This window comes from Sinorhizobium alkalisoli, from assembly GCF_008932245.1.
GTDB lineage: Bacteria > Pseudomonadota > Alphaproteobacteria > Rhizobiales > Rhizobiaceae > Sinorhizobium > Sinorhizobium alkalisoli.
Window position 1 is genome coordinate 3,466,333 of the sequence record NZ_CP034909.1, and the last position, 23,897, is coordinate 3,490,229.

The 23,897-nt window shown below is 63.7% G+C and carries 26 protein-coding genes and 1 tRNA gene; 13 read left to right on the plus strand and 14 right to left on the minus strand.

Translation table 11 applies throughout. From position 1 onward, the window contains the following. Positions 1-15: 15 nt before the first annotated feature. On the minus strand, positions 16-528 hold the full coding sequence (locus EKH55_RS16460; RefSeq protein WP_069459944.1) for an A24 family peptidase: 513 nt from the start codon (positions 526-528) through the stop codon (positions 16-18). Positions 529-641: 113 nt separating this feature from the next. Further along, complete coding sequence (locus EKH55_RS16465) at positions 642-824, minus strand: Flp family type IVb pilin (protein WP_069459943.1); 183 nt, start codon at positions 822-824, stop codon at positions 642-644. Between the two features lie 251 nt (positions 825-1,075). Here EKH55_RS16465 and EKH55_RS16470 point away from each other — a divergent pair, with 251 nt between their 5' ends. The 5 genes from EKH55_RS16470 to EKH55_RS16490 all read left to right on the plus strand — a co-directional run bounded on the left by EKH55_RS16470 (position 1,076) and on the right by EKH55_RS16490 (position 5,308). Further along, complete coding sequence (locus tag EKH55_RS16470; protein ID WP_069459942.1) at positions 1,076-1,501, plus strand: pilus assembly protein N-terminal domain-containing protein; 426 nt, start codon at positions 1,076-1,078, stop codon at positions 1,499-1,501. Positions 1,502-1,660: 159 nt separating this feature from the next. Beyond that, complete coding sequence (locus EKH55_RS16475; protein WP_069459941.1) at positions 1,661-2,281, plus strand: TadE/TadG family type IV pilus assembly protein; 621 nt, start codon at positions 1,661-1,663, stop codon at positions 2,279-2,281. Between the two features lie 7 nt (positions 2,282-2,288). Further along, the gene (locus EKH55_RS16480; protein WP_131820492.1) at positions 2,289-2,903 is read left to right on the plus strand and encodes a TadE/TadG family type IV pilus assembly protein; all 615 of its coding nucleotides are present in this window, start codon (positions 2,289-2,291) and stop codon (positions 2,901-2,903) included. Positions 2,904-3,116: 213 nt separating this feature from the next. Continuing rightward, positions 3,117-4,337, plus strand: coding sequence for a phosphopentomutase (locus EKH55_RS16485; RefSeq protein WP_151611842.1), 1,221 nt, complete (start codon positions 3,117-3,119; stop codon positions 4,335-4,337). Then, positions 4,334-5,308 (plus strand): adenosine deaminase, encoded by a 975-nt coding sequence (locus EKH55_RS16490; RefSeq protein WP_151611843.1) that lies wholly within the window; start codon positions 4,334-4,336, stop codon positions 5,306-5,308. Before EKH55_RS16485 ends, EKH55_RS16490 begins: the two co-directional genes overlap by 4 nt. Before the next feature lie 14 nt (positions 5,309-5,322). Here the strand turns inward: EKH55_RS16490 and EKH55_RS16495 are convergent, their stop codons facing one another. The 6 genes from EKH55_RS16495 to EKH55_RS16520 form a co-directional block, all read right to left on the minus strand. Continuing rightward, positions 5,323-6,357: an ABC transporter ATP-binding protein gene (locus EKH55_RS16495; protein ID WP_069459938.1), complete on the minus strand. Its 1,035-nt coding sequence runs from the start codon at positions 6,355-6,357 to the stop codon at positions 5,323-5,325. A 117-nt stretch (positions 6,358-6,474) separates the two neighbouring features. After that, entirely contained in the window at positions 6,475-7,539 is a 1,065-nt protein-coding gene (locus EKH55_RS16500) for a Gfo/Idh/MocA family protein (protein ID WP_069459937.1), read from the minus strand. Continuing rightward, entirely contained in the window at positions 7,536-8,375 is an 840-nt protein-coding gene (locus tag EKH55_RS16505) for a carbohydrate ABC transporter permease (protein ID WP_069459936.1), read from the minus strand. The genes EKH55_RS16500 and EKH55_RS16505 overlap by 4 nt, the downstream gene beginning before the upstream one ends. An 11-nt stretch (positions 8,376-8,386) precedes the next feature. After that, entirely contained in the window at positions 8,387-9,334 is a 948-nt protein-coding gene (locus EKH55_RS16510; RefSeq protein WP_151611844.1) for a carbohydrate ABC transporter permease, read from the minus strand. Positions 9,335-9,678: 344 nt separating this feature from the next. Then, entirely contained in the window at positions 9,679-10,938 is a 1,260-nt protein-coding gene (locus EKH55_RS16515; protein ID WP_151611845.1) for an ABC transporter substrate-binding protein, read from the minus strand. A gap of 53 nt (positions 10,939-10,991) precedes the next feature. After that, positions 10,992-11,891, minus strand: a complete 900-nt coding sequence (locus EKH55_RS16520; protein ID WP_069459933.1) for an N-acetylmuramic acid 6-phosphate etherase — start codon at positions 11,889-11,891, stop codon at positions 10,992-10,994. Positions 11,892-12,089: 198 nt separating this feature from the next. Here EKH55_RS16520 and EKH55_RS16525 point away from each other — a divergent pair, with 198 nt between their 5' ends. The 4 genes from EKH55_RS16525 (at position 12,090) to nagA (ending at position 16,108) form a co-directional block, all read left to right on the plus strand. After that, positions 12,090-12,974, plus strand: coding sequence for a glucosamine kinase nucleotide-binding domain-containing protein (locus EKH55_RS16525; RefSeq protein WP_069459932.1), 885 nt, complete (start codon positions 12,090-12,092; stop codon positions 12,972-12,974). Next, positions 12,971-13,735, plus strand: coding sequence for a GntR family transcriptional regulator (locus EKH55_RS16530; protein ID WP_069459931.1), 765 nt, complete (start codon positions 12,971-12,973; stop codon positions 13,733-13,735). Before EKH55_RS16525 ends, EKH55_RS16530 begins: the two co-directional genes overlap by 4 nt. 193 nt (positions 13,736-13,928) lie before the next feature. Continuing rightward, positions 13,929-14,951: an SIS domain-containing protein gene (locus EKH55_RS16535; protein ID WP_151611846.1), complete on the plus strand. Its 1,023-nt coding sequence runs from the start codon at positions 13,929-13,931 to the stop codon at positions 14,949-14,951. After that, positions 14,948-16,108 carry an N-acetylglucosamine-6-phosphate deacetylase gene (nagA, locus tag EKH55_RS16540; RefSeq protein WP_069459930.1) on the plus strand — a complete coding sequence of 387 codons (1,161 nt, stop codon included), beginning with the start codon at positions 14,948-14,950 and terminating at the stop codon, positions 16,106-16,108. Before EKH55_RS16535 ends, nagA begins: the two co-directional genes overlap by 4 nt. Before the next feature lie 113 nt (positions 16,109-16,221). Here the strand turns inward: nagA and EKH55_RS16545 are convergent, their stop codons facing one another. From EKH55_RS16545 to EKH55_RS16555, 3 genes are read right to left on the minus strand one after another with little or no spacing between them, the layout of a single operon-like run. Further along, positions 16,222-16,947 (minus strand): copper homeostasis protein CutC, encoded by a 726-nt coding sequence (locus EKH55_RS16545; RefSeq protein ID WP_069459929.1) that lies wholly within the window; start codon positions 16,945-16,947, stop codon positions 16,222-16,224. After that, positions 16,944-17,873 (minus strand): ROK family protein, encoded by a 930-nt coding sequence (locus tag EKH55_RS16550; protein ID WP_069459928.1) that lies wholly within the window; start codon positions 17,871-17,873, stop codon positions 16,944-16,946. Before EKH55_RS16550 ends, EKH55_RS16545 begins: the two co-directional genes overlap by 4 nt. Then, positions 17,870-19,231 carry an amidase gene (locus EKH55_RS16555; RefSeq protein WP_151611847.1) on the minus strand — a complete coding sequence of 454 codons (1,362 nt, stop codon included), beginning with the start codon at positions 19,229-19,231 and terminating at the stop codon, positions 17,870-17,872. The genes EKH55_RS16550 and EKH55_RS16555 overlap by 4 nt, the downstream gene beginning before the upstream one ends. 206 nt (positions 19,232-19,437) lie before the next feature. Here EKH55_RS16555 and EKH55_RS16560 point away from each other — a divergent pair, with 206 nt between their 5' ends. Then, positions 19,438-20,175 (plus strand): sulfate transporter family protein, encoded by a 738-nt coding sequence (locus EKH55_RS16560; RefSeq protein WP_069459926.1) that lies wholly within the window; start codon positions 19,438-19,440, stop codon positions 20,173-20,175. Between the two features lie 142 nt (positions 20,176-20,317). Next, positions 20,318-20,527, plus strand: coding sequence for a SlyX family protein (locus EKH55_RS16565; protein WP_069459925.1), 210 nt, complete (start codon positions 20,318-20,320; stop codon positions 20,525-20,527). Between the two features lie 104 nt (positions 20,528-20,631). Here the strand turns inward: EKH55_RS16565 and EKH55_RS16570 are convergent, their stop codons facing one another. From EKH55_RS16570 to EKH55_RS16580, 3 genes are all read right to left on the minus strand, one after another. Then, positions 20,632-21,624: a BMP family lipoprotein gene (locus tag EKH55_RS16570; protein ID WP_069459924.1), complete on the minus strand. Its 993-nt coding sequence runs from the start codon at positions 21,622-21,624 to the stop codon at positions 20,632-20,634. 189 nt (positions 21,625-21,813) lie between these two features. Beyond that, positions 21,814-22,464, minus strand: coding sequence for a peptide-methionine (S)-S-oxide reductase MsrA (msrA, locus tag EKH55_RS16575; RefSeq protein ID WP_151611848.1), 651 nt, complete (start codon positions 22,462-22,464; stop codon positions 21,814-21,816). Between the two features lie 70 nt (positions 22,465-22,534). Then, positions 22,535-22,852 carry a hypothetical protein gene (locus EKH55_RS16580; protein WP_069459923.1) on the minus strand — a complete coding sequence of 106 codons (318 nt, stop codon included), beginning with the start codon at positions 22,850-22,852 and terminating at the stop codon, positions 22,535-22,537. A gap of 245 nt (positions 22,853-23,097) precedes the next feature. Between EKH55_RS16580 and EKH55_RS16585 the strand changes: the two genes are divergently transcribed. Next, positions 23,098-23,187: transfer RNA gene (locus EKH55_RS16585), tRNA-Ser, on the plus strand. 113 nt (positions 23,188-23,300) lie between these two features. Further along, on the plus strand, positions 23,301-23,711 hold the full coding sequence (locus EKH55_RS16590) for a hypothetical protein (RefSeq protein WP_069459922.1): 411 nt from the start codon (positions 23,301-23,303) through the stop codon (positions 23,709-23,711). Positions 23,712-23,897 lie beyond the last annotated feature (186 nt).

The window sequence follows — 23,897 nt, forward strand, 5'->3', positions numbered from 1 at the left end:
CTCTTTCAGGGCGAGCTAGGACAGTTGCGCGAAGGCTGCCTGCATCAACGGCGAGGACGGAAAGGCTGCAAAGCCGCCGAGCGCGATTGCAACGCCGTAGGGTATTTTCTCCGCCGTCAGCAACACACGAGGAAAAGGGATGCCGCTGGCAAGAATCGTATTCTCCTGCCGACGCAGGAAGAGAACGACGATTGTTAGCAAACCGCCGAACAGCGCGACATAGAGGAGAAATGTTACGAGCGAGGCGTTCAGGCCAAACCAGACGGCGCTTGCGGTAAGAAGTTTGGCATCGCCGCCACCCATAACATTTGCCGCAAAAAGAAAAAAACATACGGCGAAAACCAATGCGGCTGCTGCCATATGCAGGCCAATCTGGCTCATCCCAAGCCCCGCCAACGGCGCAACGATTACAAAGGTCCCCAACAATATCGCGGAGATGCGATTAGGGATCGTCATAGTGAACAGATCCGAGAACGCCGCGAGTGCGAGGCAGAGTGGAAGAATGACGAAGATTCCAGCGATTGTCATGTCATACCGCCCTCTATTTTGGAACCGAAGATTTCCGTTGAGGCACATCACAAAAATAGAGAGCCGCTCCGGAAGGAAACGGCTCTCGCGTTCAGCTCAGGGCTGACATTCGATTACATGTTGCCTTCAGCGGTCGTCAATTCGGTACCGATGGCGTTGAATACGTTCTCAAGGCTATCGCCGACTGTCGTGGCGCCGGCGATCAGAGCAACCGAGATCAGGGCTGCAATCAGGCCGTATTCGATGGCGGTTGCACCGGATTCGTCTTTCAGCAGGCGAGCGAAAATGGTCTTCATGGGAGTTCTCCTAACTTCACTTGTTGTCAGCACTTCCGCCAACTGTTGCCGTTGATCGGATGTCCCTGAATTTAGTGGGGCCCAATTGCCATCGGCTTAAGGAATCCGGTTAGCGCCGGGTTAACGAGCGACCGCTCTTTCTTGGGTAAATATTCTGGAAAGGAGTGCGGTAAATTGCGCCGGGCGAGCGTAACCATTCATTCACCAAAAGGCGCCAAGATGCGGGCCATCACTCGCCATCGGGAAGCGCCATGAAAACGTCTCTTGCGGCCAGCCATGCCGCCACGCTTGCACTGACAATCGCCGGGCTTCTTGCGGTCTCCGCTCCGGATCGCGCGCGTGCGGCCGAGGAGGTAATGCGCGTCTATATGGATCACGCGCGCGTGCTGAAGCTGGACCGGCCGGTGAGCAAGGTGATCATCGGCAATTCCGATGTCGCGGATGCAACCGTTGCCGATGCCAGGACGATCGTGTTGACGGGGCGCAGTTTCGGCACGACGAACCTCGTCATCCTCGATCAGGACGGCAACGCCATCGTCGACGAGCGGGTTCTCGTGTCGATCGACGAAGGCAACACGCTCCGCGTCTACAAGCAGACCGCTCGCACCGTCTATTCCTGCTCGCCCAATTGCGAGCGCCATGTCGAGCGCGAGGCAGCGGCCGCGACCAGTGATTGAGAAATCAAAAACCACTAAAATTCTTCGGGTCGTCGCAAACGAAATTTCAACAGTCGCGGCTTAATCTCACGCCGATCGATTGCACAGGCGCGGAATGCGGTCGGATGCGCATGCATTACTGAACCGCCCCGGCCGCACGGGACGTGATGGAACGGCGCAATGTCGACAGAAACGAAAGCATGCCTGCGTAAGCGCGCACGGCGCGGCCTCTTTCCCCGTCTCATGGGCGACAGGAAGGGCGCGACGGCGATCGAATTCGCCATCCTCGCCTTGCCCTTCTTCCTCGTCGTCTTCGCGTCGATCGAGACATTCGTCGCCTTTGCCGGCGAGCAATTGCTGGCGAACGCGACCGATACGCTGGCACGCAAGATCCGCACCGGCGAGATCACCTTCAACCAGGGCAAGGCGACGGACATGACCGAGGCGGAGTTCCGCCAGGCATTTTGCGACGAAATCTCCATCCTCATGACCTGTTCGTCGACCGAGGCCAGCCAGCCGCAAAAGCTCTTCCTCGACATCCGCGAGATCGCGGACCTGGCAACGATCCCGGCAGCGGTGCCGCGGGTCGGTTCCTCCTCGTCCTCCGATCTCGACACCAGCGGCTTCAGCTTCGCTCCGGGCGGTGCGGCAAGCTTCACCATGGTGCGCGCCTATTATCGCTGGGAAGTCATAACCGATCTCGTCCGGCCCTACATCACAAATCTGCGCCCCGCCGGCACGAGCATGCCGCGGGATTTCCTGATGGTCGCCACCGCGACTTTCCGAAACGAGAACTATTGAGGGTGCTATGAGGAAGTCCGATAGATCTTCGTTCACCCGGCGCGTTTTCGGACCCCTGTCGTTCCGGGCTGTTTCGTTTGAGGTTTTGGCGCGTTTCTTCCGCGACCGGCGGGGCGTCGGCGGGGTGGAATTCGCAATCGTCGCACCGCTCCTGATCATGACCTATATCGGCGCCTTCGAGCTCTCGCTCGGCTTCACCGTGCTGCGCAAGGTCGCGCGCGCCTCGAGCGCCGTCGCCGATATCGTCACGCAGGAACAGGATGTTAACAAGGCTTTCATCGACGACGTGAAGAAAGTCGCCGAAAGCATCCTCGCCCCCTACGAAAGCTCGAACTACACGCTGAAGATCACTGGCATTCAGGTCAACGGAACCACGACCGGGAAGGTCGTCTGGTCGCGCGACCAGGCCGGCGGCACGCCCTATGCCGCCAATTCCACCACCACGGTTCCCGCGGATCTCGAAGCCGTGAACGCCTTCGTCGTGCGGACCGAGCTCGTCGTGCCGCACAAGCTCCTGCTTTTTGCGCCGAATCTCGACAGCACCGTAAGCACCATCGACCTCTCCAAGACGGCCTATTACCGCCAGCGCTTCGGAACGACGATCGCCTGCACGGATTGCTGAGCCGACGCCCCGCGCCGCATCCCCCATCGGGCTCAATTGCATTGGACGAGCCGGCACGCTATCTCTGCCGGATTGCGCGGTTTGTCTTCGCGCGCGGTTCCTAAGCAGACTTGCGTTGGCAGGCCAACGCTTCACCCGCTTAGTTCTTTGTTTTAACGCAGGTTCTTTTCGGAACGCCGTGTAATATTTTTCCGAACCCCGCTTAGGTGTCTCATGGCGCGTGCTTTTCTCTTCGTCCTCGACTCTTTCGGCATCGGCGGCGCGCCGGACGCGGAGGCCTTCGGCGATCTCGGCGCCGACACGCTCGGGCACATCGCGGAATTCTGCGCCGCCGGCGCCGGCGATCGCGTGGGCCTGCGCGAAGGCCCTTTGCATCTTCCGAACATGTCGGCGCTCGGCCTGCTTCACGCGGCCAGGCTCGCGACCGGACGCCTTCCGGGCGGAATGCAGGTGCCGGAACGGGTCTATGGCGTCTATGGCGCAGCAAGCGAGGTCTCGCGTGGCAAGGATACCCCCTCCGGCCACTGGGAGATTGCCGGCACGCCGGTGAAGTTCGACTGGGGATATTTTCCGGCGGAAGACAATGCCTTTCCGCCCGACCTCGTCGAAGCGATCTGCCGCGAGGGCGATGTTGCGGGCATCCTCGGCAATTGCCACGCCTCCGGCACCGAGATCATCGCCCGCCATGGCGAAGAGCACATGCGCACGGGCAAGCCGATCTGCTACACATCCTCGGACTCGGTCTTCCAGATCGCGGCCCATGAACGGAGTTTCGGTCTGGAGCGGCTCCTCGAGCTCTGCCGGATCGTTCGCCGGCTCGTCGACGACTACAACATCGGCCGGGTGATTGCCCGCCCCTTCGTCGGCGACAATCCCGGCAATTTCGTTCGTACCGGCAACCGACGCGATTATTCGGTGCCGCCGCCGGAGCCGACGATCCTCGATCGGCTGGAGGAGGCCGGCCGGACGGTGCATGCGATCGGCAAGATCGGCGATATCTTCGCGCATCAGGGTGTGACCCGGCTTACCAAGGCCAATGGCAACATGGCGCTTTTCGATGCGAGCCTCGCCGCGATCGAGGAGGCGGAAGACGGCGACCTCGTCTTTACCAATTTCGTCGATTTCGACATGCTCTACGGCCATCGCCGCGACGTGCCTGGCTATGCCGCGGCGCTCGAGGCCTTCGACGCGCGCCTGCCCGACCTCGACCGTCGCCTGAAGCCGGGCGACATTGTCATCCTCACCGCCGACCACGGCTGCGATCCGACCTGGCGCGGCACCGACCACACGCGCGAGCGCGTGCCCGTGCTGATGTTCGGGCCGTCGCTCAGGAGCCGCTCCTTCGGCATCGCCAACAGTTTCGCCCATATCGGCGAAACGGTTGCCAGACATCTCGGCATCGCGCCGGGCGCGCATGGGAGAAGCCTTATTTGACTGCACACTTGAAGAAAGCCGAGCTGCATTGCCACATCGAAGGCGCCACGCCGCCGGAACTCGCCTTGCGGCAGGCACGGAAATACGGAATCGACATCGGCGGCATCATCCGCGACAACGCCTATGTCTGGAACGATTTCACTAGCTTCGTGAAATGCTACGATGCCGTCGCCTCGCTGTTCCGCACCGAGGGCGACTATGCGCTTCTCGCCGAAACCTACCTGACGGAACTTGCCGAAGCCGGAACGATCTATAGCGAGATCATCGTCTCGCCCGATCACGGCAACACGATCGGACTCGGTGCCGATGCCTATATCGAGGGGCTGGCGGCCGGCATGGAAGCCGCCCGGGCAAAGACCGGAATCGAGTCGCGCATGCTGATCACCGGCATTCGCCATCTCGGGCCGGAATCGGTGGTGAAAACCGCGGAATACGCGGCGATGCGCCGCCACCCGCTCGTCACGGGCTTCAATCTCGCCGGCGAAGAGCGCATGCACAGCGTCGCCGAATTCGCCCGCGCCTTCGACGTCGTTCGCGATGCCGGTCTCGGGCTCACCATTCATGCCGGCGAACTTTCCGGCGCCTTCAGCGTGCGCGATGCTCTCGACCATGTGCGCCCGTCGCGCATCAGCCACGGTGTCAGAGCGATCGAGGACGGCGATCTCGTCAAACGCCTGGCCGAGGAGGGCGTAGTGCTGGAGGTGTGCCCCGGCTCCAACATCGCGCTCGGCGTCTTTCCGGATTTCGCCTCGCACCCCTTGCGCCGGCTTTTCGAGGCCGGCGTCCGCGTGACGCTCAATTCCGACGACCCGCCCTTCTTCCATACTTCTCTCGCCCAGGAATACGAGATCGCCGTCCATGCGATGGATTTCGACGACAGCGAGATCGACCGGATGACGAGGACGGCCATCGAGGCGGCCTTCGTCGACGAGCCGACAAGGGAGCGATTGCTCGCCGCCTTGCACGTTTGAAAACTCCCCGAAGATCAAGCGTCCGGGAGGATTCTTGCCTGCTCCCCGGAAGCAATCGCCCGGCCATCGGAATCGAAGCGATGCGTGGCCCCGATCACCGGGGTAGCGTGGACGATCTCATCGGGCTCATAGCGGTGCTCGCCAAAGAGGCGCACGGTGAGCGGGCCGACCTTTTCGGTTTCGAGATAGACGATGGTGTCCGCGCCGAGATGTTCGACATGGACGACCTTGCCCGTCCAGTCGCCACGCTCGCGCGAGAGGCCGATATGTTCGGGGCGGATGCCGACCGTCTTTGCCGCTGCGTCGCCAAAGCGCTCGCCCTCGATGAAATTCATTTGCGGCGAGCCGATGAAGCCGGCGACGAAAAGGTTTGCGGGCCGGTTGTAGAGTTCCATCGGCGAGCCGACCTGCTCGATGCGGCCAGCGCTCAGAACGACGATCTTGTCGGCAAGGGTCATCGCCTCGACCTGGTCGTGGGTCACATAGATCATCGTCGCCTTGAGGCTGCGATGCAGCCGGGCAATCTCCAGCCGGGTGTTGACGCGCAGCGCCGCGTCGAGATTCGAGAGCGGCTCGTCGAAGAGGAACAGTTTCGGCTCGCGCACGATGGCGCGGCCGATCGCCACGCGCTGGCGCTGGCCGCCGGAAAGCTCGGCCGGGCGCCGGGCGAGATAGGGCTCCAGCGACAGCATGCCGGCGGCCTTGGCGATCTTCTCGTCGATCTCGGCTCTCGGTACGCCGGCCTGCTTCAGCCCGAGGCCCATATTGTCCTTGACCGTCAGGTGCGGATAGAGCGCATAGGACTGGAAGACCATGGCGATGCCGCGTTTGGCGGGCGCGACATGGCCAACCTCGTCGCCGTCGATCCGGACGCTGCCCGAGGTCGCGTCCTCGAGGCCGGCGATGGTGCGCAGGAGGGTCGATTTCCCGCAGCCCGAGGGACCGACGAAGATGACGAATTCGCCGTCCTTCACTTCCAGGTCGATGCCCTTCAGCACCTCATGGCCGCCGAAGGCCTTGCGGATGGATTTCAGTTGCAATGATCCCACGTTTCGCCCCTCTTGGCTTAGAGCGGGATGCGCTCAAATACTTTCGCGCGGCCGCTCTATCTGTTTGTCTTGCCGCATTTCTGCGACCTCAGGTGATTCCACCTGACTGCAAATGCTCTAAAGTTTGACCGGCCTGCCGGTGCGCACGCTTTCGTCCGCCGCCAAGCAGATTTTCAGCGATTGCACCGCATCGTCCATGTGCCGGTCGAGATTGATGTCTTCGCGGATGGCCTTGAGCACGAAGGCCTGCTCGCGATCGCAGAGGTCCTGGTGGCCAGGCTCGCCTTCCATCCGCAGGTCCTCGTCGGGCCTGAGGAAACGGCCGTCCGGTCCGGTCGCGGCGTCGTGCAGGCGGATGACGGCGGTCTTCGTATGCGTGTCGATATCGTCGGACCTGGCGTTCTGGTCCATGACGATCGACACCGAGCCGTTCGGCGAGATCACGTCCTTCACGAAGAAGGCGGTCTCGGAGATCATCGGGCCCCAGCCAGCCTCGTACCAGCCGACCGAACCGTCGTCGAAAATGACCTGCAACTGCCCGTAATTGTACATGTCGGCGGCGATCTCGTCCGAAAGCCTCAGGCCCATGCCGCGGACCTCGACCGGTTTCGCGTCGGTGATCTGGCACATGACGTCCACATAGTGGACGCCGCAGTCGACGATCGGCGGCGTGGTCTGCATCAGCGCCTTGTGCGTCGCCCAGGTCGCGCCGCTCGACTGCTGGTTCAGGTTCATGCGGAACACATAGGGCGGTCCGAGTTTGCGCGCCTCGGCGATCAACCGCATCCAGGAGGGATGGTGCCGGAGGATGTAGCCGACGATCAGCTTGCGGCCGTTGGCACGGGCGCAGGCGACCACGCGTTCGGCATCGGCGACCGTGGTTGCCAGCGGCTTCTCGACGAAGACGTGGCAGCCGGCCTCCATGGCGGTCACCGCATAGGCTGCATGGCTGTCCGAATAGGTGTTGATCGAGCAGAGCTCCGGTCGGAATTCGAGAAGCGCTTCCGGGAAGGACGGGCGGTACTCGTAGCCTGTAAAGGATTCCGGCAGCTCGACCTTCGAACGGTTGACGAGGGCGGCGATTTCGAAGCCGGGGTCGCGGTGATAGGCGAGTGCATGGCTCAGGCCCATATTGCCGAGGCCGGCGACGAGAACGCGGATCGGGGTTGCGGAAGAGGTCATTTGACTGCTCCTGCCGTAATGCCGCGGATCAACTGCCGCGAGAAGATGACGTAGAGGACGAGCACCGGGAAGATCGCCAGCGACAACGCCGAGAGCACGGCGTTCCAGTTGGTGACGAACTGGCCGATGAAGATCTGCGAGCCGAGCGTGATCGTCTTCGTCGATTCGGCCGGCGCGAGGATCAGCGGGAACCAGAGGTCGTTCCAGATCGGGATCATGGTGAAGACGGCGACCGTCGCCATGGCCGGCCGTATCAGCGGCAGCACCAGCCGGAAGAAGATCGCGTACTCGGAAAGCCCGTCTATGCGTCCGGCATTCTTCAGGTCGTCGGAAACCGTGCGCATGAATTCCGACAGGATGAAGACCGCGAGCGGTAGGCCCTGCGCCGTATAGACGAGGATCAGCGCTGTCAGCGTGTTGACGAGGTTCGTCGCCACCATGCCCTGCAGGATTGCCACCGTGCCGAGCCGGATCGGGATCATGATGCCGAGCGCGAGATAGAGGCCCATCAGCGTGTTGCCGCGGAAGCGGTACTCCGAAAGCGCGAAGGCGGCCATGGCACCGAAGATGAGGACGAGCGCGATCGAGACGACCGTGACGGCGACGCTGTTTTGGAAGTAGCCGATGAAGTCGCCCTGTCTCAGCACCGTCTCATAGCCGATCAGGCTGAACGTCTCTGGCGTCGGTACCGCAAGGGGCTCGCGGAAGATCGCATTGCGGCTCTTGAAGGAGTTGGCGATCGTCAGGAACACCGGAAAGAGCGCCACCAGTGTATAGGCGATCAGCGCGACATGGACGGCGCCGGTGCGGGCGAGGGAGCTACGTGCTTTCGACATTTTGGTCCTCCTCAGAACTGATAGCGGCGCATGCGGCGCTGGATGACGAAGAGGTAGAGCGAGACGCCGGCAAGGATGATCAGGAACATCACCGTTGCGATCGTCGCGCCCATCGAACGGTCGCCGAGCTGGAGCTGGAAACCGAAGAAGGTGCGGTAGAGCAGCGTGCCGAGAATGTCCGTTGACCCATTCGGTCCGGCGAGCGCGCCCTGCACCGTGTAGATCAGGTCGAAGGCGTTGAAGTTGCCGACGAAGGTGAGGATCGAGACGATGCCGATCGCCGGCAGGATCAAGGGCAGCTTGATCTTCCAGAACTGGCTCCAGCCGGTAACGCCGTCGAGCTCGGCCGCCTCGATCACCTCGTCGGGAATGTTGAGCAGCGCGGCATAGATCAGCATCATCGGTATGCCGATATATTGCCAGACCGATATCAGCGAAACGGCGACCAGCGCCGAATCGGGCCGGCCCAGCCAGGGAGCGAAGAGCCATTTGAGGCCGACGAGATCCATGAGATGGGGGGCGACGCCCCAGATCGGGGAGAGGATCAGTTTCCAGATGAAGCCGACGATGACGAAGGACAAGAGCGTCGGCAGGAAGATCGCGGTGCGGTAAAAGGCGCTGAAGCGCAGCTTCGGCACCGACAGCATGGCAGCGAGCGCTATGCCGATCGGGTTCTGCACGGCCATGTGGATCAGGAAGAAGACGACGTTGTTCCGGAGCGCGTTCCAGAAATCCGCGGCCCAGCGCGGGTCGCCGAAGAGCACGTTGAAATTACCGAGGCCCACGAATGCATATTCCCCGTCGACCGTATTGAAGAAGGATTGGCGGAGCGTCTCTATGAGCGGCAGGATCATCACCGCCGTGTAGATGAGAAGCGCCGGAGTGAGGAAGACGAGGATGTGCCAGCGCCGCGGGCGCTTCAGCTCACCGACATCCATCATGATCTCGCGTTTGTTCATCGGCCTCTGGCCCGTTCTAACCGGCTTGCGCGTGGCGCAGCCTCGATGTCGTTCGAAATGGGCGCATTCGTCCGCGCCTCGTCCTGCAGCGCCGCGCGTCTAATCAGACGCGCAAAGGTCGCTGTAGCACTTTGAAATGCTGCATGTCTTTGTTCTTAAATCGAAATCGATTTAAGGAGACATGCAGTGGGCGCCGCCGCGGCAGTCGAAAATGCGGGCCATGCCGCATTCCTGTCCGCTCAAGTCCGGCCCTGCCGGATATCTCGATACTGATGGCGGCGTCGCTCACCGTGCGAATCCTCGCGCGGGAGCGAAAGAGGGGCGCGAAGCCGCGCCCCTTCGGCTTACTTTGCCGGCTTAAACCAGCTTTCAAGCCCTTCCTGCAGCTTCTTGGCCGCCTCTTCCGGCGTCTCGGTGCCGTTGATGACGTTTGCCGACGCCACCCAGGTCTCGTTCTCGAGGTTCGGGGTGCCGCGCGAGAGGATCTGATAGGTCGAGCGAATGGTCGACTGGCACTTCTCACGCCAGGAGACGAACTCCTGGGCGAGCGGGTCGCTCATCTTCACCGCAGTCGAGTTCAGGCTGAAGAAGCCCGGCAGGGCATTGGCGTAGATTTCCGCGAATTCCGGCGAGGCGACCCAGGTGAGGAAGGTCTTGGCGGCCTCTGCATTCGGGCTCTTGGCATTGAGCCCGATGCCGATGTCGTTGTGGTCGGAGATGTAGCAGGTGTCGCCGGCGTTTTTCACCGGCGGCGGGAAGGCCCCCATCTTGAAGTCCGCCTGCGCGTTGAAGCCGGCGATTTCCCAGGAGCCGGCCGGATAGATCGCGGCGCGGCCGAGCGTGAAGAGGTTCTGGCTGTCCGGATAGGTCTGCGCCTCGAAGCCGTCGCCGAGATAGTCCTTCCACTTGGCGAGCACGCGATAGGGCTCGACCCAGGGCTCGTCGGTGAGCTTCTGCTCGCCCTTGATCAGCGCCAGCCGGCCTTCCTCGCCCTTCCAGTAGTTGGGGCCGATATTCTGGTAGCCCATGGTCGCGGCTTCCCAGAGATCCTTGGTGCCCATCGCCATCGGGATGTAGTTGCCGTCTTCCTTGATCTTGTCGAGCGCGGCGAAGAACTCCGCCTCGGTCGTCGGTACCGAGAGGCCGAGCTGATCGAAGGCATCCTTGTTGTAGATGAAGCCGTGGATGACGGAGGCCATCGGCACGCAGAAGGTGGCCGAGCCGTCGTCGGTCGTCCAGGCGGACTTGGCGACGTCGGAGAAGTTCTCCATGCCGGCAAGGCCGGTCAGGTCGGCGAGGTGCTTCTTGTTGTAGAGCTCGAGCGAGGCGTCGAAGGGGCGGCAGGTGATGAGATCGCCGGCGGAGCCGGCATCGAGCTTGGCATTGAGGGCGGCGTTGTACTCGGTCGGGGCGGAAGGCGAGAAGACGACCTTGATGCCCGGGTTCTTGGCCTCGAAAGCCGGGATCAGCTTCTCCTGCCAGATCGCCAGGTCGTCATTGCGCCAGCTCTCGATGGTCAGCGTAGCGTCCTGCGCCTGCGCAAGCCCGGCGGAGCCGAGAATGCTCGATGCAAGCAGCAGGCCTTTCATTGTCGTGCGGGTCATTCAGGTTCTCCCTCTTATAGGCGCCGTCTCGGGCGCGGTTTTGGATCCCAGTTTTACGTCTGCGAGACGATCGCGATCGCCTTGCGCAAATTCTGATCGGCCTTTGCCAGCGCCGCTTCGGCTTGCCCCATGTCCTTTGCCCCAGAGCCAAGCAGGATCGCCAGCTTCACCGAGCCGGAGGCGGCGTCGACCAGCCGTCCCGCCTCATCGGCGCTGACGCCGGTAATGTCGGATACGATCCGGACGGCGCGGCCGCGCAGCTTGATATTGTCGGCACGCAGATTGACCATGTGGCCGTCGAGCACATGGCCGAGACGGATGCCGACAAGCGTCGAAAACATGTTGAGGGCAATCTTCTGCGCGGTGCCGGCGCCCATGCGCGTGGAACCGGAGACGACCTCCGCCGGCGTCTGCAACAGGATCGAGACATCGGCGGCTTCGAACAGGGGAGCGCCGCTATTATTGGCGACCCCAACGACCTTCGCGCCGCGCTTGCGCGCCTCGTCCGCGGCGGCGAGCGCATAAGGGGTCGATCCGCTGGCGGAAACGGAAACCAGGCAGTCGCCGGCCGAAATCCCGGCCTCGCGGACATCGCGGCGTGCCAGCTCCGTGTCGTCCTCATAGCCGCCGGCGAGATCGCCGAGGCTGGCGGTGCCGCCGGCAAGGAGGATGACGATCTGGTCCTTGGCTATGCCATAAGTTCCCGGCAGTTCCAGCGCGTCGGCCATGGCCATCAGGCCGGAACTTCCCGCACCCGCATAGGCGAGCCGCCCGCCGGCGCAAAGCGCTTCTGCAGCCAGGGCAGCCGCGGCTGCAATGGGTTCGAACGCCTCGTCGACGGATTTCGCCGCCGCCTGCTGCCCGCCGGCGAGCAGGCGAAGGGCAAGCGCCGGATGCATCAGGTCCAGATCCTTGGCCTTGTCGTCGCGCTCTTCGGTCTTAGCTGCCGGCATCGGTTTGTTCTCCTCTTCCCGAATTAATGCCAAAAAAATACCAATTGTCTAGCAGAAATTTAACTTTTGGCCTGTCCGAGCGTGGTGCTCAGAAAAAAATCATTGAAAAGCAAGAGCTTGGGAAGAAATTTAAATTCAGCGCGAAATCATGCTTGGTTAATGGTATTTTTTTGGTATCTTTAGGCCTCGGAGGTGCCCATGACATCCTATCTCGTCGGAATCGACGGCGGCGGAACCAGCTGCCGGGCGGCGGTTGCAAGCCCGGATGGCCGTATCCTCGGCCGCGGAAAGTCCGGTGCCGCCAATATTCTCACCGATCCGGAAACGGCGCTGCAAAATATTGCGGGAGCGGCGCGTGCGGCTTTCGAAGACGCCCGCCTCGATCCGGCCGGAATCGCCGCGGCCCGCGCGATCGTCGGGGTTGCGGGGCACAATGTCGGCGACGCCGTCCACTACGTGAAGCGACGGCTGCCCTTCGCGCAGGCCGACATCGAATCCGACGGGCTCATTGCACTGCAGGGCGCGCTCGGCGACGGCGACGGCGCCGTCGCGATCCTCGGGACCGGCACGATCTATATCGCGCGCCGGGGCGAAGTGGTCGGCTATATCGGTGGCTGGGGTTTCACGATCGGCGATCACGGCAGCGGCGCGCGGATCGGCCACGCGCTCTTGCAGGAGACCCTGCTTGCCTATGACGGCATCCATGCGGCGTCGCCGGTCACGGACTCCGTGCTCCTGGAATTCAACAACGATCCCCGCGATGTGGTCGATTTCGCGCGGCTCGCCAAGCCCGGCGAGTTCGGCCGCTATGCGCCGCGCGTCTTCGATCATGCGGGGAGCGGCGATCCGGTCGCGACACGCCTGTTGAAGGCGGCCGCGACGACGGTGGATGAAGCGCTCGACGTGGTGGTCGCGAGAGGGGCGCGGACGATCTGCCTGCTCGGCGGCCTTGCTCCCCTCTATCGCCCATGGCTCGCCGAGCGGCACCAGCCGCACTTCGTGGAAGCCGAGGCTGACGCGCTGACCGGCGCCGTCGCGCTTGCGGCGCAGCGCTTCGGCACCCGGCCGGAGATCGTCGCATGAACCACGCGCTAGCCGCCATATTGCCGCTCGAAGGCTTGCTATCGGGAGGCGCGGGCCCGCTCTATCTCAAACTTCGGCAGTCGCTCGAAGAAGCGATCCTGTCGGGCAAGCTCAGTCACGGCGATGCCTTGCCGGCCGAGAGGGACCTCGCCGAATACGCCAATGTCAGCCGCGTGACCGTGCGCAAGGCGGTCGACGACCTCGTGCGGGATGGTCTCCTGGTGCGCCGCCACGGCTCCGGAACCTTCGTCGTCCGACCGGTCTCGCGCGTCGAGCAGTCGCTCTCGCGCCTCACCTCCTTCACCGAGGACATGGCACGTCGCGGCCTCAATACCCGGGCGGAGTGGCTGGAACGGGGGCTCTTCCATCCTTCGCCCGACGAGATGATGACGCTCGGCCTTCCGGCGGACGCGCTGGTCGCCCGCCTCGGTCGCCTGCGTATCGCCGACGACCTGCCGCTGGCGATCGAGCGCGCCTGCGTTTCGGCGGAGTTCGTGCCCGACCCACTTTCCGTCGCCTCGTCGCTCTATGCCGTGCTCGAAAAGGTCAATGCAAGGCCGGTGCGCGCCGTGCAGCGCATCTCCGCCTGCAACATCAAGGACCCGGATGCCTCGATGCTCGGCGTCGCCGTCGGCTCGGCCGGGCTCTCCATCGAGCGGGTCTCCTATCTCTCTTCGGGGCGGGTCGTGGAATTTACCCGATCGCTCTATCGAGGCGACGCCTATGATTTCGTCGCGGAGCTGACAATCCCGGAAAGCTGACCGGCGCCGAAGCGGGATGAGGAAAAGTGTGAGCGGTTTTCCGCCCGCAACCCACGCTGAACTTACAGCGCCGCGCGTCTTTTCAGACGCGCAAAGGTCGCTGTAACGCTTTGAATCTGCGCATCGAGCTTTCCGAAAATCGGGTACGATTTTCGGAAAGCTCGATGCGGTAGCTAAGGAAAGGACTTTGATCATGCAGACCAACATGCGGCGAGAAATCGACGAGATTCCCGAGGCCGCCGCACGATTGCTCGATCGCTCGGGGACAGCGCTCGCCGCGGCGGGGGCCGCGATTCGCGCCAGGGATCCGGCCTTTCTCGTGACGATCGCCCGCGGATCCTCCGACCATGCGGCGCTCTTCCTCAAATATGCGATCGAACTCACGGCCGGGCGCCCCGTTGCCTCGCTCGGGCCTTCGCTCGCCTCCATCTACGGCGCCGAATTGAAGCTCGGCGGGGCGGCGGCCATCGCCATCTCGCAGTCCGGAAAGAGCCCGGACATCGTCGCCATGGCCGAGGCCGCATCGCGGGCCGGCGCCGTCTCGATCGCGCTCACCAACACGCTGCCCTCACCGATCGCTGACGCCTGCAGCCATCCGCTCGATATTCTAGCGGGGCCCGAAATTGCCGTCGCGGCGACCAAATCCTATGTTAACTCGATCGTCGCTGGGCTTGCCGTGCTCGGCGAATGGACGGGCGACCCCGGCCTGAAGCGGGCCGTGGCTGATCTCCCGAACCGCTTCGCCGAAGCGGTGAAGCTCGACTGGCAGGAATTCGCCGCCGAACTTGACGAGGCGGAATCGCTCTATGTGCTCGGCCGCGGGCCGGCGCTGGCGATTGCCAGCGAAGCAGCGCTGAAGTTCAAGGAGACGTCCGGCATGCATGCCGAGGCCTACTCGGCGGCGGAAGTGCTGCATGGACCGGTCGCGCTTGTCGGCGCCCGCTTCCCGGTCCTGGCGCTCGCCGCACGCGATGCCGCCGAAACCTCGGTCGCCGAGATCGCCGACGGCCTGAGCGAGAAGGGCGCCGTCGTGCGTGTCACCTCGGCGCGGGCAGCAAAGGCAAAGCGCCTGCCCTTCGTCGAGACCGGCCACCCGATCACCGACGCGCTGGCGCTGATCCTGCCGTTTTACGGCTTCGTCGAAGCCTGGTCGCGCTCGCGCGGGCTCAATCCCGATGCGCCGGCGAGCCTCAAGAAGGTAACGGAGACACGATGACTGCGAAGAAGAAAATCACCGGCGCGCGGATTTTCGACGGCATCGACTGCCACGATGGCGCCGCGCTCCTGATCGAGGCGGGGCGTGTCAAGACGATCGTCCCCGCAGGGGCTGCCGCCAACGACGCGGAGACGGTCGACGCACGCGGCCTGCTGCTCGTCCCGGGCTTCATCGACCTGCAGGTCAATGGCGGCGGCGGCGCGCTCTTCAACGAGCAGCCGACGCTCGAAGGCATCCGGCGGATCTGTGCCGCCCATGCGCGGTTCGGCACGACGGCATTGCTGCCGACGCTGATCACCGACACGCGCGCGGTGCGGACCGCAGCAATCGGTGCCGGCGTCGAGGCCAGGGCCGCCGCTGTACCGGGTTTCCTCGGGCTGCATCTCGAGGGCCCACACCTTTCCCTGGTCCGCAAGGGCGCGCATGATCCATTGCTGATCCGGCCCATGGAACAGCCGGACCTGGACGAGATGCTGGCCTGCATGAAGGCGCTCGGCTGCCTGATGGTGACACTTGCCCCGGAAAATGCCACCAAGGAGCAGGTAAAGGCACTTGCCGATGCCGGCGTCGTCGTCAGCCTTGGCCATACGGATGTCGGTTTCGAGACGGCCTGCGCCTATGCCAGGGCAGGTGCGCGCACCGTGACGCACCTTTTCAATGCCATGAGCGGTCTTGGCCACCGTGAGCCCGGCGTCGTCGGTGCAGCGCTGGCGGCCGGCACGCTCCATGCGGGAATGATCGCCGACGGCTTCCATGTCGATCCGGCGGCGATGGGCATTGCCATACGCGGCAAACAGGGACCGGGGCAGATCTTCCTGGTGACCGACGCGATGTCGACGATCGGCACCGAGATGACGCGCTTCCTCCTGAACGGGCGCGAGATCCTGCGCAAGGATGGGCGGCTGACGCTCGCCGACGGCACGCTTGCCGGCGCCGACATCGATATGCTCTCCTCCGTCCGCTTCGTGCACGAAAGGCTCGGCCTGCCGATGGAGGAAGCGCTCCGCATGGCCTCCGCCTATCCCGCAGACGCCATGGGCATCGCCTCGCATAAGGGCCGCCTCCTGCCCGGGGCCGACGCCGATTTCGTGCTGCTGACCCCGGAGCTTCGAATGAAGTCCACCTGGATCGGCGGGGAGTGCGTCTATTCCGCCTAGAGCATTTTGCAGCCAGGTAGAATCACCTGGCGTCGCACAAATGCGGCAAAAACAAACTCAATGAATCTGCGCATCGAGCTTTCCGAAGATCAGGTAGGACCTTCGGGCCGATACTATAGCGCGCTGAGCCGCCGCTTCATCGTCCTGACCGTTGCCGCATCCGTGCGGCGGCGCTCCGGCGGCGCGAAGCCCATCTCGACGATATGCTGGTCATTAGCCGGCTCACGAGCGGAGCAGGATGAATGGATCTCGATGACCGCAAGCTTCGGCAGGAGTGCGTCGATCGTATCGGGATTGACGCCGGCGCCGGGCATGATCGAGAGCCGGCCGGCCGCGAGTTCGACGAGCTGCGCCAATGTGTCGATCGCTTCCGGCGCGCTTTTGGCGCCGCCCGACGTCAGTATGCGTTCGAAGCCGAGTTCGGCGGCGATGCCGATCGCCTCGGCAAAGTCCGGCACCAGATCGAAGGCCCGGTGCAGGGTCAAGCCGAGGCCGGCTGCGTGGCCGGTGAGTTTGACCAGCATGCGCTCGTCCAGCCGGCCATCCGGGCGTGATGCGCCCAGCACGACGCCCGCCAGCCCCACCTTGCGCGCCACATCGATATCGCCGCGCATGATGTCGAGCTCGGCGGGGCTGAAGACGAAATCGCCGGCGCGGGGGCGGATCATCGCATAGACCGGCACCGGCGGCGGTTTTGCGCATGCCATCAGCCCGGCGCTCGGCGTCAACCCGCCGACGGCAAGCGCCGAACAGAGCTCGATGCGATCGGCACCGCCCTCGACCGCGGCCTTCAATCCCTCCGCGTCGTCGACGCAGACCTCGAGCAGGATGTCCTTCATGCCGGTGGCCCCCCGTCCAACTGGTTCCGATTGCGGCCGAGCAGGGCGGCGCCGATCAGGCCCGGCTCCACCCGGCATTCGCCCCGCACCACCAGCGGCCGATCGAACCGGCGCAGGATCCGGCCGCGCACCGCCCGGTCGATCTCGCCGATCAGTGCCTCGGAATTCGAAAGGCCGCCGCCGACGGGGACGATCGTCGCGCCGGTGATGTTGATCACCAGGGCCAATGGCGAACTGACGAGATCGACATAGACGCCGATCGTGCCGTTCGCTTCGCCGTCGCCTTGCTGCCAGGCTTCAATGACCTCGTGGCTGGCCAATTGCCTGCCATGGAGGGCCGCATGCAGCCTTTCCAGTCCGCGCGCGCCCCCGATGGTGTCGATGCAGCCGCGCTGGCCGCAGCCGCAATCGAAGGCCGGTATTGCGACGGGCGGGTTGCCGGCTTCGCGGGCGGCAACCGGCCCATGGCCCCATTCGCCGGCAAAGCCGCCATCGGCATTGATCAGTCTACCGTCGACCACCAGCCCGCCGCCGACACCGGTCCCGAGGATTGCGCCGAAGACGATGCGGTGGCCGCGTCCGGCACCGAGGCCGGCTTCGGCAAGCGCAAAGCAATCGGCGTCATTGGCGATCACCACGGGCAGATGCAGCGCCGCCTCGAGTTCAGCCGCAAGCGCACGCCCGTCGATGCAGGGGATGTTGGCGCATTTGATCCGTTGCGTCTCTGGGTCGATGACGCCGGTGATCGAGATTGCCAGGCGGTCCGGCAGGCCGCCCGCTTCGTCGACCACCGCCTCCAGGGTCGAGACGAAACGATGGAAGTCTGTAAGCGGCGTCTGGCGCCGCGGCAGCGGAAATATGCGGTCGGGCGAATGGGTGATGGCGCCCTTGATCGCCGAACCGCCAATATCGAAGCAGATGATCATGCCTCGCCCCGGATCGGCGCCTCGAGCGCAAGAGCGGCGGAAAGCAGACGATCGTCCTGATGATGCGGCGCCGACAGGAGTAAGCCGACCGGCATGCCGGCCGCGCCCGTTCCGCAAGGGATGGAGATGCCGCAGAAATCGAGAAAATTGCCGATCAGCGTGTTGCGCAGCGTCCGGGCATTGGTCTTGAAGAAGAGCTCGTCGTCGCCAAGAAGAGGCGCGAGCGGCGGCGCCACATGCGGCAGGGTCGGATGCGCGATCAACTCGCCGGCATACAGCCTCTCCGCCGTTTCATGGATCAGCCGCTCGCGTGCCTCGACGAGGGCGATGTAGTCGCTGGCGCTGATCTTCTCGCCGAGGCGGACCCGTGTCACGACTCGGGGGTCCATCCGGGCGGCTTCGGGGCTGGCGAGGCGCTCGCGATGCAGCGCATAGGCTTCCGCATTCACCAGCGCCCCGTGACGCCTCATCAGGTCGAAGATCGCGGCGAAGCTCGGGAAGGGCTGGCGTCGGACCCGGACACCGGCGGCCTCCACCCTCTTGATCGCCGCCTCGAAGGCGGTCACGATCTCCGCTTCGGCATCGTCGAACACGATGGTTTCGGGAATGACGAGCGAAAGCTCGGCAGGTTCGGCGCGGCGGACCACCGGTGCGGTGAGGCTGTGCATGGCCGCATCCGCCCAGACGGCGTCCTGGACTGTCAGGCACAGGGGACCGAGCGAATCGAGACTTCCGGCGAGCGGAAAGACGCCCCTCATCGCATATCGCCCGCGCGTCGCCTTGTAGCCGACGACCCCGGTCATCGCCGCCGGAATGCGCACCGAACCGCCTGTATCGGTACCGATGGCGAGAGGCACGAGGCCGGCGGCGACTGCCGCCGCCGAACCGGAGGAGGAACCGCCGGGAATGCGATGGACGTCGGCCGCTGCGGGATTGCGCGGCGTGCCGTAATGCGGATTGAAACCGAGACCGGAGAAGGCGAACTCGTTCATGCCGGTACGCCCGACGCTGACCATGCCGGCGCCGCTCAATGCCGCGACCACCGCCGCATCGGCCGGCGCCGGCGGCTGGTCCTTGAGCACCACCGAGCCGGCGGTCGTCACGCTGCCGGCCATGTCGAAGAGGTCTTTCCAGGCGACGGGAAGGCCATCGAGCAGGCCAAGCGAGCGACCGGCCCTGATGCGCTCGGAGGCCGCCTTCGCTTCCCGCCCCGCCCGCTCGCGCGTCACCTCGAGGAAGACGGCCCGGTCGTCGTGGCCCTCGATCCGGGCAAGTGTCTCCTCTGTGAGCGTGACGGGATCCACCTCGCCGGATTGCACAAGAACGCCGAGGCTCGCGAGCGTCTTTTTGCTGGTCATGGTCTCTCCCTACTCTCCTTCGTCCGGGCGCCGGGCTGCACTCAAGCCTGCTCAAGCGGCGCGGGTCTCTCTGCCCTAACATATCGCCACCCATTGCGTTTGCCAGCGCCTGCCCGCCGTCGAAGCTGTAGATTGTCGAAGCGTCTTGCCGCGCCGTTCGCCTTTGCCTACATGGCGTTCGACTCATCGCCTCAAGGAGACCTGTCATGATTCTGGATGCGGCGCGGCTTGCCTTCGCCAATCTCTTTGCGGCCGAGACCCGCGCGGTCTTTTGGAAGGTCATAGGGCTCACGCTTCTGGCACTCGTCGCGCTCTGGTTTGCGCTGCGCGAGCTGTTCGTCTGGCTTGCCTTGCCGTGGTTCGACACGCTGTTTCCCGGAACGCCCGAATGGGCGGGATGGCTTACCTTCATCGTCGGCATATTTGCCAGCCTCGGCCTCGCCTTGGGGCTGGCGCTGCTGCTCGCCCCGGTGACGGCGATGATTGCCGGCTTCTTCCTCGACGACGTCGCCGAGGTGGTCGAGAAGCGCGACTATCCGGGCGAAGCCCCGGGAGTGCCGCTGCCGCTTGCCGAAGCGATCGGGAGCTCGGCGAAGTTCCTGGGGGTCGTGGTACTCGGCAACCTCGTGGCGTTGTTCCTCCTGCTGGTGCCGGGCATCAATCTCATCGCCTTCTTTGTCGTCAACGGCTACCTGCTCGGCCGGGAATTCTTCGAGTTCGCCGCCATGCGGCACCGCGTGCCGGACGAGGCGCGGCTCTTCCGCAGGAAGCACCGCGCAACGGTGTTCCTCGCGGGCCTCATGCTTGCGGCCTTCCTGGCCGTGCCCGTGCTGAACCTGCTGACGCCGCTTTTTGCCGCGGGCATGATGGTGCATCTGCATAAGATGCTCTCGGCCCGCGACCCCGGCTTCTCGGCCGTCCGCGCATCGGCCCGAAAATCGTAACCGGTTTTCGGAAAGCGCGGTGCGCAGATTCACAGACCCGCGCCGCTGTAGCCGTGTCGCGGCCGGAACGGGGGCTGATTGCTTCACGCCGCGAGCGGCCGGAAGGCCGCGCCGGTTTCAAAATGGAGAGGGAGAACCCCGCATGAGCCAGGCAGACGACCGGATTACCCGATTGGAGGAAATGGTGGCTCACCAGGCCAAGACGATCGAGGAACTCTCGGATCAATTGGCCGAGCAATGGAAGGTGGTGGAACAGACGCGGGCCAAGCTGGACCGGCTGACCGAGCGGTTTCTGACGCTCGAGGAGCAGGCGCAGGAGGCGATCCCGGTGGCACGGCCGCCGCATTACTGATTACCAACGGTGCTGCAAGTCGAGGTCCGCTTTGGGACGCGCAGCAGAAAGCCGCCGGCTCGCGAAAGCCGACGGCTTCATGACATTACAGCATAGTGCCGCGATCAATAGGGGCAGGACTCGTCCGTCATGTAGTCGTGCACCTCGAGATTGCCGGCAATGATTTCGGCCTTCACCTTTTCGACGGCTTCGAGCATGTCCGGCGTGATCAGCGCCTTGTTGTGCTCGTCGAGCGCATAGCCGACGCCGTCTTCCTTCAGGCCGAGATTGGAGACGCCGAATTCGAACTTGTCGTCCTTGGCGGCCGTGAAGGCGTCGTAGACGGCGACATCGACGCGCTTCAGCATCGAGGTCAGCACCTTGCCCGGCTGCAGCATGTTCTGGTTGGAATCGACGCCGATGCCGAGCTTGCCCGCGTCCGCTGCCGCCTGCAGAACGCCGACACCGGTGCCGCCGGCGGCGTGATAGACAACATCCGCGCCTTGGTCGATCTGCGACTTGGTGATCTCGCCGCCCTTGACCGGATCGTTCCAGGCATCCGGCGTCGTGCCCGTATAGGCTTCGAGCACCTTCACGCCCTCACCGGTCGATTTGGCGCCGCCGACGTAGCCGCAGGCGAATTTGTGGATCAGCGGGATATCCATGCCGCCGACGAAGCCGACCGTCTTCGTCTCGGAGGCGAGACCGGCGAGCACGCCGACGAGATAGGAGCCTTCCTGCTCCTTGAAGACGATGGATTTGACGTTCGGCTTGTCGACCACCATGTCGATGATGGCGAACTTGGTGTCCGGGTATTCCGGCGCGATCTTCTCGAGCGATGCCGCCCAGTTGAAGCCGGCCATGACGATCGGGCTGTTGCCGTCGCTGGCGAAACGGCGCAGCGCCTGCTCCCGCTGGGCATCGTTGGCGATTTCGAATTCGCGATATTCGATGCCTGTTTCGGCCTTGAACTTTTCGGCGCCGTTGAAGGCGGCCTCGTTGAAGGATTTGTCGAACTTGCCGCCGAGATCGTAAATGATCGCCGGCTTGATGTCCGCGGCCAGCGCCGTCGCGGACATCATCGAGAAAGCAAAGAGACCGAGAATGGTTTTTTTCATCTTGCAGCCCTGTCGTCGCAATTGAATGTTTTCGGGTTTTCCGGCGGCATCGGAAGCCTCGCCGCGGAACCCGCCCCTCTTCTGTTTAAGGCTTGGGTGGCGGCATCCTTGCACGGCTTCGGCAAAAAAACACTCGAAATTTTTCGGATGGTAAAAAACCACGCGCGGCGCCGTTGGACAATGCTCGCGTCAGCCGACGGGGCAGTTGACGCCGGTGCCGCGCAATCCGCAATAGCCGTCGGGGTTTTTGGCGAGATACTGCTGGTGGTAGTCTTCGGCGAAGTAAAAGGGTCCGGCCATCCCGATCTCGGTGGTGATCTCGCGCCCGTGGCCGGAGGACTTCAATGCCTTCCGGTAAATGTTTCGGGCGGCATTCGCCTCGGCGAGCTGCTCTTCGTCATGGACATGGACTGCCGAGCGATAGGTCGTGCCGATATCGTTGCCCTGCCGCATGCCCTGTGTCGGGTCATGCTCTTCGAAGAAGGTCTTGAGCAGCCGGGCGAAGGAGACCTTACCGGGATCGTAGACGACCAGCACCACCTCGGCATGCCCCGTCAGACCGGTCGTCGTTTCCTGGTAGGTCGGGTTCGGCGTCAGCCCGCCGGAATAGCCGACGGCGGTCACGTGCACGCCGGGCGTCTTCCAGAAGAGCTGCTCGGCGCCCCAGAAGCAGCCCATGCCGAAGAGCACTTTCTTCGTCCCTTCCGGATAGGGGCCCTTGAGCGGCCGTCCGGAGACGAAATGCGTCTCGGCGGTGGGGATCTCCTGGCTGCGTCCGGGCAGCGCGGTCTCGGCGTCCGGCAGGAGGGTTTTCTTGTTGAACATGTCGATCAGAAACATCTCGGTGCTCCTTTCATGCGCCGTAGGCACTCAGGAAACATGCGGACCGGAATAGGGCAGCCGATTGCTCTCAGGCGGCAAAGCGCCCGGCCGCCGGCCTTCTCCTGTAGCCCGCCATCCAGAGAAGGAGGGCGATGACAAGAAACACCGCAAATGCCGGCTGCTTGAACAGCCAATGCAGAGCGGCGAGCCAGATTGCCGGCCCGGAATCGGTCCGCTGCAGCGATTGCACCCAACCGAGCGCTTCCGGCCCGAGCACCTCAATGCCCTCTCCAAGCGGCGTCATCACCGGCGCGGAGGCCGCCACCGACTGGATCGAGTCGATCGTTCCCGCGAGCACGGCAACCGTCAGCGCAAGCAAGCTCGCAAAGCGCAGCAAGAAACGCATCCGTCCTCCTTTGACGCCGGGCGCGCGCGAAAGACTATTTCGTGAGTTCCGGGCATCGGCATCTGCATCAAGAGATAGGCCGGCCGCCGAATGAGCGCAATGGCCGGCGGCGCACGCGCGCGTAACGTGCTGTCAATATTCTGTCAGAAACCAGTTGATCCCGTCCGCATCATCGGTATATATCGCGCCCGTCCGCCGGTTTTCGCCGGCGCACCAGCCGGATTGACCAACGGCTGCAGACGGATGGACAGGTGGCCGAGTGGTTGAAGGCGCACGCCTGGAACGCGTGTATACGTGAAAGCGTATCGAGGGTTCGAATCCCTCTCTGTCCGCCATCAAACTCTAAGCGTGATGCGGCGTAGCGCCGGTGGCCGTGGCGGATCGGTGTATTCTAAGCCGTCTGGGGAGCGCCTTTCCGGGAAATCCTCGCCCTAGCGCGGAGTCCTCGATGACAGAGACCGTTACAGTCACGCAGGAGATCACAGAGAAGGTCGCAGCGGCGGGGCTTCGCCTGCGGTTCGACAAGGTGGCTTTGCGGCTCATCGAGAATTTACAATCCACCCTGGCCGGGATCGTACCAGAAGACCAAACCTTGATCTTCACCCTGACCGCTCCAATAAGACTTCCCGCAAAGACGGCTATTGCAATAGAAGGTCTGGTGCGCGACGGTCCGCCTGATAGCGAGGTGGGAAACACAATCCACGGCAACCATATCCGGCTTTGCCGCGTTACGGGTGTCTCGGCAAAAATGCCGAGGGTTGTCGGGTTCGTGCACAATCCCGATTCAGACGCCAGTCTTATCCTGACCTTGGCTGAGGCGCGGCTGCTCGGGCGGAATCCGTTCAGTCCCGAGGCCTGACTGGCGCCTGGGCTGGGTGCCTGATCATCCTTGGGCCATTCGATAGGGCTATAGCGTATAAGTTGTTCATCACTATCGGTCGTGGTCCGCCATCCCGCTTCTTTTGCTACAATTCATCCCGGTTGGATCTGCTGCGCGGTAGGCGCCCGCACGGGCTCGTCCTTTGCGCAAAACGAACGATCCTGG